The sequence below is a fragment of the Acinetobacter sp. YH12138 genome (assembly GCF_015218525.1).
GTDB classification, from domain to species: domain Bacteria; phylum Pseudomonadota; class Gammaproteobacteria; order Pseudomonadales; family Moraxellaceae; genus Acinetobacter; species Acinetobacter amyesii.
Genome location: NZ_CP048670.1, coordinates 2,532,085 through 2,546,878, shown reverse-complemented (window position 1 = coordinate 2,546,878; position 14,794 = coordinate 2,532,085). Strand labels below are relative to the sequence as shown.

Genomic DNA, 14,794 nt, shown 5'->3' with positions numbered 1-14,794 from the left:
TGCGCAAATCATGATGAATAAATGTTTTCGATGATCGTATATTGTTGACCAATTTTAAGTCTTCGCTTACAATTGCATGCCCTCAAAAAGTAGTATTTTTTGGGGCTTTTTATTAACGGGAGAATTGCCAAATGGCAACAACAAATCAGTTGATCCGTAAGGGTCGTACAACTTTAGTTGAAAAATCTAAAGTTCCTGCGTTGAAGGCTTGTCCACAACGTCGTGGTGTTTGTACACGTGTTTACACAACTACACCTAAAAAACCTAACTCAGCAATGCGTAAAGTTTGCCGTGTTCGCTTAACTTCAGGTTTTGAAGTTTCTAGCTACATCGGTGGTGAAGGCCATAACCTACAAGAGCACAGTGTTGTTCTTATCCGTGGTGGTCGTGTTAAAGATTTACCAGGTGTACGTTACCATACCGTTCGTGGTTCTTTAGACTGTGCTGGTGTTAAAGATCGTAACCAGTCTCGTTCTAAATACGGTGCTAAACGTCCTAAGAAATAATCTGAAAAGATTAACTTCTTAGTTCGTTAGAACTGCAATCCTTTATCGTCTCGCTTGTCTGATTTCTGCATTTTTTGTGAAAATTCCAAGCGACGTATAGTAAGGCCAGCGAAAGCACATGACACTTTGTGCACCTGCTGGAGTAACCTGAAGTGTCATATTTATTAGGTGTATTAAAATGCCAAGACGTCGCGTAGTTGCTGCCCGTGAAATCCTTCCGGATCCTAAGTTCAGCAGCCAAACAATCGCTAAATTCATGAACCACGTAATGCAAGATGGTAAAAAATCTATTGCTGAAAGTATCGTTTACGGTGCTTTAGACCGCGTTCAAGAAAAATCTAAAGTAGACCCAGTTGAATTTTTCGAGACTACTCTTGAAAAAGTTCGTCCTATGGTCGAAGTAAAAGCACGCCGTGTTGGTGGTGCTACATACCAAGTGCCTATGGAAGTACGCCCATCCCGTCGTACTGCCTTGGCTATGCGTTGGTTAGTAGATGCTGCTGCTAAGCGTTCTGAAAAAACTATGGCTTTACGTCTTGCTGGTGAGTTGCTTGATGCAGCTGAAGGTAAAGGCGCAGCGATCAAAAAACGTGAAGATGTGCATCGTATGGCTGAAGCCAACAAAGCCTTCTCTCATTACCGTTTCTAAGCGGATAAAACAGCCCCTATTCAGGAGGGTGACAAATCAGTTGTCACTGTTTTGTCATCGAATCGCTTTAAGTTGCTATGCAGCTTAAAGCGTCCTGTTTTAAACAACAAAATTTAGGAATGCTAGAAATCATGGCTCGTCAAACCCCAATTTCTCGTTATCGTAACATTGGTATCTCTGCGCACATTGATGCTGGTAAAACTACCACTTCAGAACGTATTTTGTTCTACACAGGTGAGAGTCACAAACTTGGTGAAACTCACGAAGGTTCTGCAACTACAGACTGGATGGAACAAGAGCAAGAACGTGGTATTACTATTACCTCAGCGGCAGTAACATGCTTCTGGAAAGGGATGGGTAACCAATTTGAACAGCACCGTATTAACGTAATTGATACCCCAGGACACGTAGACTTCACTATTGAAGTTGAACGTTCTATGCGTGTTCTTGACGGTGCATGCATGGTTTACTGTGCTGTAGGTGGTGTACAACCTCAGTCTGAAACTGTATGGCGTCAAGCAAATAAATATAAAGTTCCACGTATTGCATTCGTGAACAAAATGGACCGTACTGGTGCGAACTTCTTCCGTGCTGTTGAACAAGTTAAAACACGTCTTGGTGGTAATCCAGTGCCAATCGTTGTTCCAATCGGTGCAGAAGAAAACTTCCAGGGTGTTGTTGACCTAATCGAAATGAAAGCGATTATCTGGGACGAAGCGTCTCAAGGTATGAAGTTTGAATATGGCGAAATCCCTGCTGAATTAGTTGATACTGCTAACGAATGGCGTACTAACATGGTTGAAGCTGCTGCGGAAGCATCAGAAGAACTCATGGACAAGTACCTTGAAGAAGGTGAGTTAACTAAAGAAGAAATCGTTTCAGGTTTACGTGCACGTACATTGTTGAATGAAATTCAACCAATGCTTTGTGGTTCAGCGTTCAAAAACAAAGGTGTTCAACGTATGTTGGATGCTGTAATTGAATTCTTACCTGCGCCGACTGACGTTGAAGCGATCAAGGGTATCCTTGACGACAAAGACGAAACTGAAGGTTCTCGTGAAGCGTCTGACGATGCTCCGTTCTCTGCGCTTGCGTTCAAAATCATGAACGACAAATTCGTAGGTAACTTAACATTCGTACGTGTTTACTCTGGTGTGCTTAAAGCAGGTAGCCCTTGCTATAACCCAGTTAAAATGAAGCGCGAACGTGTTGGCCGTATCGTACAGATGCACGCAAATGACCGTCACGATATTGAAGAAATTCGTGCGGGTGATATCGCAGCATGTGTAGGTCTTAAAGATACTACGACTGGTGATACATTATGTGATGAAAACAATGTAATTACACTAGAGCGTATGGAATTCCCAGAGCCAGTAATTGCGCTTGCGGTTGAGCCTAAAACTAAAGCTGACCAAGAAAAAATGTCTGTTGCTTTAGGTCGTTTGGCGAAAGAAGATCCATCATTCCGCGTACGTACTGACGAAGAATCTGGTCAAACAATTATTGCTGGTATGGGTGAGCTTCACCTTGACATTATTGTTGACCGTATGAAGCGTGAATTCAACGTTGAAGCGAACATTGGTAAACCAATGGTAGCTTACCGTGAAACGATCAAAAAATCAGTTGAACAAGAAGGTAAGTTCGTACGTCAAACTGGTGGTAAAGGTAAGTTTGGTCACGTATACGTACGTTTAGAACCACTTGCTGAAGATGCTGGTAAAGACTACGAGTTCGCTGAAGAAGTTGTTGGTGGTGTAGTACCTAAAGAATTCTTCGGTGCGGTTGACAAAGGTATCCAAGAACGTATGAAGAATGGTGTCCTAGCTGGTTATCCAGTTGTTGGCATCAAAGCGACATTGTTCGATGGTTCTTACCATGACGTCGACTCTGACGAATTATCGTTCAAAATGGCTGGTTCTTACGCATTCCGTGACGGTTTCATGAAAGCAGATCCTGTTCTTCTTGAGCCTATCATGAAAGTTGAAGTAGAAACTCCAGAAGACTACATGGGCGATATCATGGGTGACTTAAACCGTCGTCGTGGTCTTGTTCAAGGTATGGACGATTTACCTGGTGGTACTAAAGCTATCCGTGCAGAAGTTCCACTTTCTGAGATGTTTGGTTACGCAACTCATATGCGTTCTATGTCTCAAGGTCGTGCGACTTATTCTATGGAATTCGCTAAATACGCTGAAACACCACGTAACGTGGCTGAAGGCATCATCGCTAAGTTCCAATCTGGCGGTAAAAAAGGTGACGACGAGTAATCTTTCGATTACTATAAGCCCAAACTAATTCATAGTTAAAAACCAAATGCTCATGCAGTATCCCTGCATGAGTAGTTTAAAAAGGAAGATCTCATGGCTAAGGCTAAGTTCGAACGTAATAAGCCACACGTTAACGTGGGTACAATTGGTCACGTCGACCACGGTAAAACTACTTTAACAGCTGCAATTGCAACTGTATGTGCAAAAAAATTCGGTGGTGAAGCGAAAGATTACGCTGCAATCGACTCTGCACCAGAAGAAAAAGCACGTGGTATTACAATTAATACTTCACACGTAGAATACGATTCTCCAATCCGTCACTACGCTCACGTAGACTGTCCAGGTCACGCCGATTATGTTAAAAACATGATCACTGGTGCGGCTCAGATGGACGGTGCGATCCTGGTTTGTTCAGCGACTGATGGTCCTATGCCACAAACTCGTGAACACATCCTGCTTTCTCGTCAGGTAGGTGTACCTTACATCGTTGTGTTCTTGAACAAATGTGACATCGTTGATGATGAAGAGCTAATTGAACTAGTAGAAATGGAAGTTCGTGAACTTCTTTCTACTTATGACTTCCCAGGCGACGACACTCCAGTAATCCGTGGTTCTGCTCTTGCAGCGCTTAATGGTGAAGCTGGTCAATACGGCGAAGATGCTGTAGTTGCTCTTGTTGAAGCTCTTGACTCTTACATCCCAGAACCAGAACGTGCTATCGACCAAGCATTCCTTATGCCAATCGAAGACGTATTCTCAATTTCAGGTCGTGGTACAGTAGTAACTGGCCGTGTTGAAACTGGTATCGTGAAAGTAGGCGAAGAAGTTGAAATCGTTGGTATTAAAGATACAGTTAAAACAACTGTAACTGGCGTAGAAATGTTCCGTAAACTTCTTGATGAAGGTCGTGCGGGCGAGAACTGTGGTGTTCTTCTACGTGGTACTAAACGTGAAGACGTTCAACGTGGTCAAGTACTTGCTAAACCAGGTACAATCAAACCGCATACTAAATTCGACGCAGAAGTATACGTACTTTCTAAAGACGAAGGTGGCCGTCATACTCCATTCCTTAACGGTTACCGTCCACAGTTCTACTTCCGTACAACTGACGTAACTGGTGCGATCTCGCTTAAAGAAGGCGTTGAAATGGTTATGCCTGGTGACAACGTAGAAATGTCAGTAGAATTAATCCACCCAATCGCAATGGACGCTGGCTTACGCTTCGCGATCCGTGAAGGTGGTCGTACAGTTGGTGCGGGTGTAGTTTCTAAAGTAACTGCATAATCACTAAATGTGTGTAAAAAAGCGCCTCTTTGAGGCGCTTTTTTTATGCTTATTCAATGTGATAGGGAAATTGTCTGACAATATTTTTTAAAGCTGTCCTTTAGTGATAATTCACTGTCCTTAACTGAAATAATTACGCGTCAATAAAACCGTAATATGAACTCAAGAAAACCAATAAAAGTTTGAGTATTTCATAACTCAAAAAGGAGTTAGGCATGAACGCTAAAGTAAAGATTACTAATCGAGCAGGTGCAAGTTTCCCTGTACGTCGCATGAATTTTGATTTTGATGCGGTACCAGAGTACTGGATGAATGGCTCAGCAGGTTTAACACATTTTATGACCGCATTGTCTGCTTTATTTCCCGCGGGTGAAATGTTCTTTATTGATAGTGTGCGTGCAGTACGTAAACACCCCGCGATCGCAAATAATGAAGCCTTACAAAAAGAAATTAGTGCTTTCATTGGTCAAGAAGCGATGCATACGCAAGAGCATGAGGGTTTTAATGCTTCTGCACAAAAATACGGTCATGATGTCGAAACACTTGATAAGGCAACGGGTCGTGTTATCCAAGGTGTACGTAAAGTCTTTGCACGTATTGGTAAACCTGTTGGTATTACTCAAGAAATGGTGGATCTTACTGCAACTACGGCACTTGAGCATTTCACTGCAACGATTGCTTCACAGTTATTGGTAAACCCACATATTCAAGCCTTAATGACTGATGAAACCATGAAAAATATGTGGTTATGGCATGCGATTGAAGAAAATGAGCATAAAGCCGTAGCTTATGATGTATTTGAAGGTGTCTTTGGTCAGGGAATAAAGGCCTACGCACTCCGTACAGGTTCATTGATTGGCGCAATGGTGACTTTATTCTTCGTACAAAGTTATTTTGTCGCTCGTTTATTAAAAGAAGATAACAAGCTTAATTTTGAAGCATTAAAAGATATTTATACCTATGGTTATAGCCCTTCAAAAGGCATCATCACTGGTATGGGTAAAGAAATGCTGATGTATTTTAAACCTGGTTTTCACCCGAATGATTTAGATACTTCTGGTTTGTTAAAAACGTGGAAAGCATATTTGGGTCTCTAATCAAAACGCTGTGATGACTTTTTCAGAAGGGCGATGTAAATCGCTCTTTTTTTTATTCAACTTTATAGACAAACTTTTTATAATGCGCATACCCTAGCTATAGAAAGATAAACGAAGATGATTCGTTTGATGCAAGACGCTGATGTCCAGCAGGTTTACGATATCGAGCGCCGCGTACAAAGCCATCCTTGGACCATAAAACAATTTCAAGAATCGATTGCTGCCTATCAAAGTACGGTGATTGAGCGACAAGGAAAAGTTGTAGGTTTTTGCATTTTACAACCCGTTTTAGATGAAGCAAATTTGCTGTTGATGGCGATCGATCCGAGCCAGCAAGGCAAAGGATTAGGTTTTCAATTACTCGATGAATCTATTGCCTTACTCAAAAATAACCCCATTCAAATCTTCTTAGAAGTGCGAGAAGGTAATCAACCAGCGATCCGTTTATATGAAAAAGCGGATTTTCATCAAATCGATTTGCGAAAGAATTATTATCCAAATGCCGATGGAACTCGTGAGCACGCCATTATTATGGTGAAGACTTGTGGTGATGATTTTGCAGCTTTATTTAAATAAAAGCGGTGAAGAGTGATCAAATTTAAAGAAAGCATTCGTGAATAAACGGATGCTATTTTATTGAATAACTTTTGTTTGATCCCTTTTATTTAATAATAGGATTGTTCCAACCGGAAGGTAGGGTGGTCATCAGGGAATCCCCCAGTTGGCTAATTTCTTCTTGGGTCAGTGGTCGGTTGAGTCGACGCCATTGTCCATCAAGCAGAAGTTCCAGTGGAATGTACTGAGATTTATAATTCATTTTTTGCGAATCGGGTACCCAATAGCCCAAGTAGACATATTGCAGTCCAAGCTTTTGTGCATGCTCGATTTGTTTCAGAATGGCAAAAGTCCCTAGGGAGCGACGGCTTTCATCAGGATCAAAAAAGGTATATACCGCTGAAATACCATCATCAAGTGGATCACAGGTAGATACACTGATCAGTTGCTCATCTAACCACAGCTCTAAAAAGAAACTGTCAGTGCAGCTATTAATTAAAAATTTTTCAAATTGATCTTGGCTAGGTGGGTACATATCACCATCAGCATGCCGCTCATTAATGTAGCGTTCGTACAGCGCATAATGCTTTGCATCGGCATCTTGAGGGCGGCTAATTTTCACCGTTAAATCTTGATTCCGTTTCCACGCTTTTTTTTGCACGCTGTTCATTTGAAATTCATGAACAGGAACGCGAGAGGACAAACATTGGCGACAAAGATGACATTCAGGGCGATAGACAAAATCACCACTACGACGAAAACCCATGCGGGAAAGTTCAGATAATGTGACCACATCAATACGATGGACCGGGTCCAAAAAGACCATCCGGGCAGATTTATTTTCTAAGTAGCTACAATCATGCGGAGGCGTGATGTAGTACTGTAATTCGTTCAACAGGGACTTCGGTTGATAGGAATTCATCGTAATATCCCTCTTTTATTGTCATGCGCTGAGACTTGCCCATTGCGCTATTGTTTTACTTGAAAATACACTGTCCTGATACTTTTTCCAATCGATAGAGGGTTGTTTAACAACATCTTGTAACGAATTAAGGTATTGTTGGCGAGAAAGTGTACTCGCACCTAAGCTTAAGAGGTGATCGTTGACCAATTGGCAATCAATCCATGGCAACTGATTCTCTTGCCCGATGAGCATTAAGGTGTAAAACGCCATTTTAGAGACATCTGTTCGTGTACTAAACATAGACTCGCCAAAGCAGCCATGGCCAATATTGACACCATAGAGGCCACCGACAACGATCTCGTTTTCCCAAACTTCAATGCTATAAGCATAGCCTGCTTCAAATAGCGCAGAATATCCCTGAATGATATCTTCTGAAATCCATGTTTCATTAGCATAACTACGCGGCAGTGAACATGAGCGAATCACAGTTTCAAACGCATGATTAATGGTGATCTTATAGTCCATTTTTTTCATGCTGCGTAATAACGATTTGCTCGGATGATAGTCCTGCGGTCGAATAATGCAGCGGGGTTCAGGACACCACCAACAAATTGGATCACCTTCACTGAACCATGGGAAAAGACCGTGACTATAGGCTTCAAACAGTGTGGAAGGGGAGAGGTCAGCACCGATGCAAATTAAGCCTTCACCATCAGGATTGCATTCAACTGGATCGGGGAAAGTAAATTCAGAAGGAGGGAGTATCGGCATGCCAAGCTTCTTATTGAGATACACGGATATTTATCATACATAAAAAAGCCGACCATCAGGTCGGCTAATTTTTTAAAACTATTTAGCTAAGCAAATGACTGAAGCAAAAGATTATTCGCCGAGTGCATCAAGGTATTTTTCAGCATCGAGTGCAGCCATACAGCCTGAACCTGCAGAAGTAATCGCTTGACGGTAGATACTATCGGCAATATCACCCGCAGCAAATACACCCGGAATAGACGTTTGTGTTGCATTACCTGCAGTACCGCTTTGAACTTGGATATAACCATCACGTAAGTTTAATTGGCCTTCAAAAATACCGCTGTTTGGTTTGTGACCAATCGCCACAAACATACCAGTCACATCAACGTCTTGTGTTGAATCATCTTGCGTAGATTTAATACGTACAGAAGTCACACCGGTGTTATCGCCAATGACTTCATCCACTTGGTGATTCCAGATAATACTGATTTTACCTTCTTTTTCTTTTGCAAAAAGATGATCTTGAAGGATTTTCTCTGAACGTAAAGTGTCGCGACGGTGTACAAGAGTGACATGAGAAGCAATGTTTGAAAGATAAAGTGCTTCTTCCACAGCAGTATTACCGCCGCCGACAACCATAACTTTTTGGTTTTTGTAGAAGAACCCGTCACATGTTGCACATGCACTCACGCCTTGACCCATGAAAGCAGCTTCTGATTCAAGACCTAAATATTGTGCAGTTGCACCTGTACAAATAATCAATGCATCACAAGTAAACTCTTCCATATCGCCTTTAAGCACGAACGGACGAACATTGAGGTCCACTTCGTTGATATGGTCATACACAATTTCTGTACCAAAACGTTCAGCATGCGCTTGCATTTGTTCCATTAGGGCAGGGCCTGTTAAACCTTCTGCACCACCTGGCCAGTTGTCTACTTCTGTCGTTGTAGTCAATTGACCGCCTAATTGAATACCTGCGATGAGTGTCGGTTTCAGGTTCGCACGGGCAGCGTATACCGCAGCGCTATAACCTGCAGGACCAGAACCTAAAATAATTAGACGTGAGTGACGAGCGCTCATCCGTAGAATCCTTTTTTTATATGATAATTTGTGGAATTATACGTCAAAGTTTGAAACGATTGTGTGAGATTAAAGTCGATATTATTGATCATCGAAATCGTTTTGAGCTATATAGAATAAAGTTAACAACTATACTTAAATTATCTTGCATCTTTTTTATTGAACAGGTGCATAATAACAGGTTTAGATTCAGCCCATTTTTGTTGTGGGTAATGACAAAAACATTCATGAAGAATTGGTTACAGGAACGTATATGACAGCGGTGTCGGGTGCATATGCACAGCGCTTAATAATGACATTATTCCTTGTTTCATTTGGGATATATCTGTTCCTTGCAACAGTCACATATACGCCATTTGATCCGGGATGGATGCATTTATCCAGTGATACTCAGCAAGTTTCAAATGCCAGCGGCGTCGCAGGTGCATGGATAGCTGACTTACTCTATGGATTTTTAGGTTGGGCAAGTCTGCTGATACCTGTCTATTTATTTCTCGAAGCAATTCAAGTATGGTGGCCACGTAGTTTTCTAAACCGTCCATTTCGCTATGCCGCTCAGTTCTTTATTTTACTGGCAACTTCAAGTTTACTTTTCCTGTTTTGGAATGTTCCCGAAGATACTTTAGAAAATGCATCGGGCGGGATTATTGGTTATGAACTGGGTCAAAGTCTTGAACAAATTTTAACGGTCTATGGTGCAGCAGTATTTCTCATTGCATTTTGGATCATGTTGTTCACTTTGGCCTTTGGTATCAAGTGGAATAAGACATGGGCAACCATGAAGTCCACACCGGCTTATCTCCAAGATTTGTTCTATCGCAATGTCCCTGAAGGAGATACTGCTTTTGACCGTACCGTACCATCTACTAAAAAAGGCAGTGTGGCTACTAATGTATCAAAAGTGATTGCACCAGTCACACCCGCCCATGAGCATCATGCTGTAGAGGTTGACCCTGTAGTACGTGATCGTGTTGCTGAGCGTTTATTTGATGATATTGCTGATAAAGAATGTGCAGACAAAGAAGGCAATGCACAGCATTTATCTACGGTAAATTCGCCGGAGACTGCTACACCATCCGATGAAGATTTTGAACATACTTTGGCGAAAGTGCGTCAGCTTGAGCAAGATCAACAACGTGTTGTTGCGACGGGAGAGGTTTGGCGTGCCTTGCATTCAAATGATGACCAACGGCACAAACAAGATATTGATGCTTTACTGAAAGCTGCAGAAGAAGAGCAGCCTGCCAATCAAACTGAATATTTCAACAAAGCAGCAGATGTGCATTTGACTTCTCCGACAGAAGCGGCGCCGGCAGCTAAAAAATCTGTGGATTGGGATGATGATGAGATCTTCGATGAGCTGTTAGCCGCCGTTCCAAATGGTAAAACAGCGACTGATGTGCATAGCCCATTTAATACAGCACAAAGTGAAAGTCCTGCAACGCATTCAAATGAATTTGCTACAGGTGCTGCTGCAACCGTTGCAGGTTTAGGCGTAGCTGCTGCACAAACGACAACGCTCACCACACCGAAAAATATCAGTGTTGAAACTGAATTTAATGATCTCGATGATTTGCTGGTTGAAGAAGCAGAGCGAGTGATAGAACAGGTACAGCCAGTTCGTACAACCAGTAGTTATGCGCAATCTACGCCTTTGGTTCGTGCTGAAATCAATACACAGCCGCAGACTTTTGTATCTGATGATGAAAAAGCCTTAATCAGCTCGAATAAAGATGCTTTCCGTGAAGTGTGGCAAGAAACAGCGGGCAAACCTGAAGACGTCGATTTAGATCTCGAAGATGATTTTGACTTTGATGCACCTTTAACTGATGCTTCTGGTCGTCCAATGTCACGTGCGATGCAAGTGGCACAAAAACGCTTGGATTTACCGACTTTGCCAGGCTTGGAAATATTAGATCCGGTTGATCCGAATAAGAAAGTCAATTTCACTGCAGAGCAATTGTCTCGCTTGTCTGAACTTTTAGAAATTAAACTGCAAGAGTTTAATGTCAAAGCCAAAGTTGTAGAGGCACAGCCGGGACCAGTCGTAACACGTTTTGAACTTGATTTGGCACCTGGTGTGAAAGCGTCTAAAGTCACCAATATTTCACGTGACTTGGCGCGTTCGATGTCTATGGCTTCTGTACGTGTGGTGGAAGTTATTCCGGGTAAACCGTATATCGGGATTGAAGTCCCAAATAGTTCACGTGAAATGGTTCGTCTTATTGAGCTGTTAGAAACGCCGGCATACCGTGATCCAAATGCCTTACTTAGTATGGCGATGGGTAAAGATATTTCCGGTAATCCTGTCTTGGCAGATTTGGCGAAAGCACCGCATATGTTGGTGGCAGGTACTACAGGTTCTGGTAAGTCAGTCGCTGTCAATGCCATGTTGCTATCGATGTTGTTGAAATATACACCTGAGCAACTGCGACTCATCATGATTGACCCGAAACAGTTGGAACTTGCTAACTATAACGATATTCCACATTTATTAACGCCTGTTGTAACCGACATGAAAGATGCAGTGAGTGCATTGAATTGGTGTGTGAATGAAATGGAGCGTCGTTATAAGCTAATGTCTTTGATGAAAGTGCGTAAGCTGACTGACTTTAACCGCAAAATTGAAGAAGCAATGGCCAATGGTGAAGATCTGATCGATCCAACTTGGAAGCCAGATGACTCTGCAACGCAAAGTCGTGCGCCACGTTTACAGCCGATGCCGTTGATCGTAATTGTTGCCGACGAATTTGCCGATATGATCATGCAAGTGGGTAAAAAAGCTGAAGAAATGATTACCCGTCTTGCACAAAAATCACGTGCGGCAGGGATTCATTTGCTGTTGGCGACACAGCGTCCAACCGTAGATGTGGTGACAGGTTTGATCAAAGCCAATATTCCAACCCGTGCTGCGTTACGTGTGAACAGTAAACTGGATTCACGTACTATCTTAGATGCTGGTGGTGCGGAAGACTTACTGGGTCATGGTGATATGTTATTCCTCGGACCGGGTAAAATTGAACCTGAACGAGTACATGGCGCGTTTATTTCAGACGATGAAGTGAACCGTATTTGTGATGCATGGCGAGAGCGCGGTGAACCGAATTATGTCGATGAGATCCTCACGCCTTATGATGAAGAGTCGACATCTCGCGGTTTTGAAGATGGTGATGGCGGATCAGATCGAGATGCTTTGTATGACCAATGCGTTAGCTTTGTACTGGAAACTCGTAAAGCTTCTACTTCTTCGCTGCAACGTAAATTCAGTCTCGGCTATAACCGTGCTGCACGGATTATTGATCAGATGGAAGAAAATGGTATCGTAAGTAGTATGGGGCCAAATGGTAAACGAGATATCTTGGTCTAAGTCCTAAAACAAAAAACCTGCTTCGGCAGGTTTTTTATTTTTAGATTGAGAACTCATCTTGGTAGAACATGCACTGGGCCAGTTCGATAAAGGCTTTGCAGGCAGGGCTCATGAGTTTTTGATTTTTTACGGCGAGTCCAATTTGCCGTTGGGTATTTGGAAAGAGTGGACGTTTAACCACATGTGGATGCAATGCCAACAGCTCAGTAGGCATCGCCATATCTGCAACAATAGCAATCCCTTCCTGTAAATTCACCATGTTTAAAATGGTTAACAGTTGCGACATTTGATAGGTAATTTTAGGTTGTATGTAGTGTTGTTTAAGCAGTTTTTCGACATGGGACTGGCTGCCCGCACGGGTCATAATAAAGGGGTAATTTTGCAGGTCTTGGATATTTAAATGACTGTGTTTGGAAACTGAATAACTATCTGGAATCAAGGCAATGAAAATGTCTTGAATTAACGGGAAGGTGAACAGCTGCGGCTTGGGGAGTACGGCAAAACCAACATCAATCTGACGTTCAGAAATCCAACGAGACACTTCTGCATCAGTACCTTCTTCGACATAGATTTCAATGTGTGGATAGCGCTCTCTATATGCCTTTAATAGCTCTGGAAGTAGATGAATCGAACTAGAAGAACCAAAAGAGCCAATTCTTAAAGTTCCTTGTTGGATACCATGAGCTGCATTTACTTCCTGCTGCATGATTTGCGTTGTATTGAGTACTTCCTTTGCGTGTAGTAGAAGTTGTTGGCCGATATGTGTTAGGGCAATAGCGCCTTGCTCACGGCTAAATAAGCTGACATTCCAATGTTGCTCTAAACACTTTAGGGCATGAGAGACAGCTGACTGAGTAATTCCCAGCTGTCGAGCAGCGAGAGTAAAGCTTTGTTGTTCTGCGACTTTAATAAAAATTTCAAGCTGAGAAAATGTCATTGCCATGAGTAATTACTCATTTTGTTATGAGTCTAGATGAGGATTATATTGTGCTACATAAATGGTTAAAGATGAAATAGCTACTTTATTTCAAGGCGTACAGCATGAATATCGTCGTCGCATTGTTTCCCCTCGTTGCATTAATCGCGATGGGCTATGTGCTTAAATACACACAGTTTGTTCAGGATGAATTTTGGGCAAATTCAGAAAAACTTAATTACTACGTTTTATTTCCTGTGCTGCTTTTTTTGAATGTATCAGCCGTGCAATTGGATATGAACACCGTTTCACGAATGTTGACAGTACTGGTTGCGGGCACCTGTTTGATCAGCATTGTGTTGTGGGGGATCAAGCAGTTTATGCATATCCCCGTGCAGCGTTTTGGCGTGTATATCCAAAGTCATATCCGTTTTAATACCTATATTGGTTTATCCCTTATGGGCGCTTTATTTGGCTCCACAGGCATGCAGATGTTTGCCATGTTAATTGCCGTTGCAGTGCCCTTAGTCAATATTATTTCAGTATTGGCCTTCTCAAATTTAAGTGTGAAGCAATTGAGGCAGACCTGTCAGTCAATCGCAAAAAATCCCTTAATTTTAGGCTGTGTGGCAGGGGTATTGTTTAATTTATCAGGCTTGAGTCTATTTAAAGGCTTACCTGAATTATTAAAAATCTTGGCAGCCATGAGTTTACCGCTCGGACTACTTTCTGTTGGGGCAGCATTACAGTTTCAGCAAATGCGCGCCGATCTACGTCGTTTAAGTTTAAATACGATAGGGCGTCTCATGTTAATGCCATGTATTGCTTATCTATTGAGTACTTGGATGGGTCTGACTGATTTTGAGCGAATGATTTTAGTGGTCTTTTTTGCTTTGCCAACTGCATCATCGTCTTATATTTTGACACGCTATTATCAAGGTGATTCACAACTGATGGCGGCGATTATTAGTGTACAAACCATTGGTTTTGGCTTGATGTTTCCATTGCTCATATTGACCATGCATTGATTATGATGATATTCAATTACGCCGATATAAATAAGATAAAAAAAGCCCGCATGATGCGGGCTTTTTTTTCGGTACTCGAAATTAAGCAAATTTTGCCAATACTTCGAGGAAACCTGCGCTTTGACGTGGATATTGAGCAATCACGTCATGAATACGCTGACCTTCAGGATTAGTTGCGTTCACATCACGGCCATCGGCAACGAATTGAGTCAAAAGACGCTCATAGTCATTTGGACGCATATGTTTGAAAGCATGGTAAAGCACGTGAAAGTCGCCATTCACTCCTTCAGGAGGAAGCTGAGTAAGGTAGGCAAATACACGCTCATCTGACCATTCTTCGTTGAACGTTGCTGGCTGAGATAATGCCATCGCAATCTCCTTGCTG

13 protein-coding genes are annotated in these 14,794 nt (G+C 42.2%); 8 read left to right on the top strand and 5 right to left on the bottom strand.

All coding sequences use genetic code 11. The annotated features are described in order from the left end of the window. Positions 1-131: 131 nt before the first annotated feature. From rpsL to rimI, 6 genes are all read left to right on the top strand, one after another. A complete protein-coding gene (gene rpsL, locus G0029_RS12280) occupies positions 132-506 on the top strand; it encodes a 30S ribosomal protein S12 (protein ID WP_000246374.1) in 375 nt (124 codons plus the stop codon). A gap of 178 nt (positions 507-684) precedes the next feature. Then, on the top strand, positions 685-1,155 hold the full coding sequence (rpsG, locus tag G0029_RS12275) for a 30S ribosomal protein S7 (RefSeq protein ID WP_005011815.1): 471 nt from the start codon (positions 685-687) through the stop codon (positions 1,153-1,155). A gap of 131 nt (positions 1,156-1,286) precedes the next feature. Continuing rightward, positions 1,287-3,422: an elongation factor G gene (gene fusA / locus G0029_RS12270; RefSeq protein WP_111885035.1), complete on the top strand. Its 2,136-nt coding sequence runs from the start codon at positions 1,287-1,289 to the stop codon at positions 3,420-3,422. Between the two features lie 93 nt (positions 3,423-3,515). Then, entirely contained in the window at positions 3,516-4,706 is a 1,191-nt protein-coding gene (tuf, locus tag G0029_RS12265; RefSeq protein ID WP_180077405.1) for an elongation factor Tu, read from the top strand. 215 nt (positions 4,707-4,921) lie between these two features. Further along, positions 4,922-5,803, top strand: coding sequence for a metal-dependent hydrolase (locus G0029_RS12260; RefSeq protein WP_078193116.1), 882 nt, complete (start codon positions 4,922-4,924; stop codon positions 5,801-5,803). A gap of 117 nt (positions 5,804-5,920) precedes the next feature. Further along, entirely contained in the window at positions 5,921-6,379 is a 459-nt protein-coding gene (gene rimI, locus G0029_RS12255) for a ribosomal protein S18-alanine N-acetyltransferase (RefSeq protein WP_111885277.1), read from the top strand. 85 nt (positions 6,380-6,464) lie between these two features. Here rimI and G0029_RS12250 read toward each other — a convergent pair whose 3' ends face one another. The 3 genes from G0029_RS12250 to trxB form a co-directional block, all read right to left on the bottom strand. Further along, positions 6,465-7,280 (bottom strand): arginyltransferase, encoded by an 816-nt coding sequence (locus G0029_RS12250; protein ID WP_078190044.1) that lies wholly within the window; start codon positions 7,278-7,280, stop codon positions 6,465-6,467. A 21-nt stretch (positions 7,281-7,301) separates the two neighbouring features. Next, positions 7,302-8,033, bottom strand: a complete 732-nt coding sequence (gene aat, locus G0029_RS12245) for a leucyl/phenylalanyl-tRNA--protein transferase (RefSeq protein ID WP_180107853.1) — start codon at positions 8,031-8,033, stop codon at positions 7,302-7,304. Positions 8,034-8,144: 111 nt separating this feature from the next. Next, complete coding sequence (gene trxB / locus G0029_RS12240; protein WP_180107852.1) at positions 8,145-9,098, bottom strand: thioredoxin-disulfide reductase; 954 nt, start codon at positions 9,096-9,098, stop codon at positions 8,145-8,147. Between the two features lie 253 nt (positions 9,099-9,351). On the opposite strand from trxB, the gene G0029_RS12235 reads away from it, so the two are divergent. Beyond that, positions 9,352-12,465, top strand: coding sequence for a DNA translocase FtsK (locus G0029_RS12235; RefSeq protein ID WP_180110011.1), 3,114 nt, complete (start codon positions 9,352-9,354; stop codon positions 12,463-12,465). A 40-nt stretch (positions 12,466-12,505) separates the two neighbouring features. On the opposite strand, the gene G0029_RS12230 is transcribed toward G0029_RS12235, so the two are convergent. Next, complete coding sequence (locus G0029_RS12230) at positions 12,506-13,402, bottom strand: LysR family transcriptional regulator (protein ID WP_180107898.1); 897 nt, start codon at positions 13,400-13,402, stop codon at positions 12,506-12,508. A gap of 104 nt (positions 13,403-13,506) precedes the next feature. Between G0029_RS12230 and G0029_RS12225 the strand changes: the two genes are divergently transcribed. Beyond that, the gene (locus G0029_RS12225) at positions 13,507-14,409 is read left to right on the top strand and encodes an AEC family transporter (RefSeq protein ID WP_180107850.1); all 903 of its coding nucleotides are present in this window, start codon (positions 13,507-13,509) and stop codon (positions 14,407-14,409) included. Positions 14,410-14,490: 81 nt separating this feature from the next. On the opposite strand, the gene G0029_RS12220 is transcribed toward G0029_RS12225, so the two are convergent. Next, a complete protein-coding gene (locus tag G0029_RS12220) occupies positions 14,491-14,778 on the bottom strand; it encodes a PA4642 family protein (RefSeq protein WP_067766167.1) in 288 nt (95 codons plus the stop codon). Between the last annotated feature and the right edge of the window lie 16 nt (positions 14,779-14,794).

Coding starts and splice junctions, on each gene's coding strand:
- G0029_RS12220 (WP_067766167.1), bottom strand. CDS start 14,778: ATGGCATTATCTCAGCCAGCAACGTTCAACGAAGAATGGTCAGATGAG.
- trxB (WP_180107852.1), bottom strand. CDS start 9,098: ATGAGCGCTCGTCACTCACGTCTAATTATTTTAGGTTCTGGTCCTGCA.
- tuf (WP_180077405.1), top strand. CDS start 3,516: ATGGCTAAGGCTAAGTTCGAACGTAATAAGCCACACGTTAACGTGGGT.
- rpsL (WP_000246374.1), top strand. CDS start 132: ATGGCAACAACAAATCAGTTGATCCGTAAGGGTCGTACAACTTTAGTT.
- fusA (WP_111885035.1), top strand. CDS start 1,287: ATGGCTCGTCAAACCCCAATTTCTCGTTATCGTAACATTGGTATCTCT.
- aat (WP_180107853.1), bottom strand. CDS start 8,033: ATGCCGATACTCCCTCCTTCTGAATTTACTTTCCCCGATCCAGTTGAA.
- G0029_RS12235 (WP_180110011.1), top strand. CDS start 9,352: ATGACAGCGGTGTCGGGTGCATATGCACAGCGCTTAATAATGACATTA.
- rpsG (WP_005011815.1), top strand. CDS start 685: ATGCCAAGACGTCGCGTAGTTGCTGCCCGTGAAATCCTTCCGGATCCT.
- G0029_RS12250 (WP_078190044.1), bottom strand. CDS start 7,280: ATGAATTCCTATCAACCGAAGTCCCTGTTGAACGAATTACAGTACTAC.
- G0029_RS12230 (WP_180107898.1), bottom strand. CDS start 13,402: ATGACATTTTCTCAGCTTGAAATTTTTATTAAAGTCGCAGAACAACAA.
- G0029_RS12260 (WP_078193116.1), top strand. CDS start 4,922: ATGAACGCTAAAGTAAAGATTACTAATCGAGCAGGTGCAAGTTTCCCT.
- G0029_RS12225 (WP_180107850.1), top strand. CDS start 13,507: ATGAATATCGTCGTCGCATTGTTTCCCCTCGTTGCATTAATCGCGATG.
- rimI (WP_111885277.1), top strand. CDS start 5,921: ATGATTCGTTTGATGCAAGACGCTGATGTCCAGCAGGTTTACGATATC.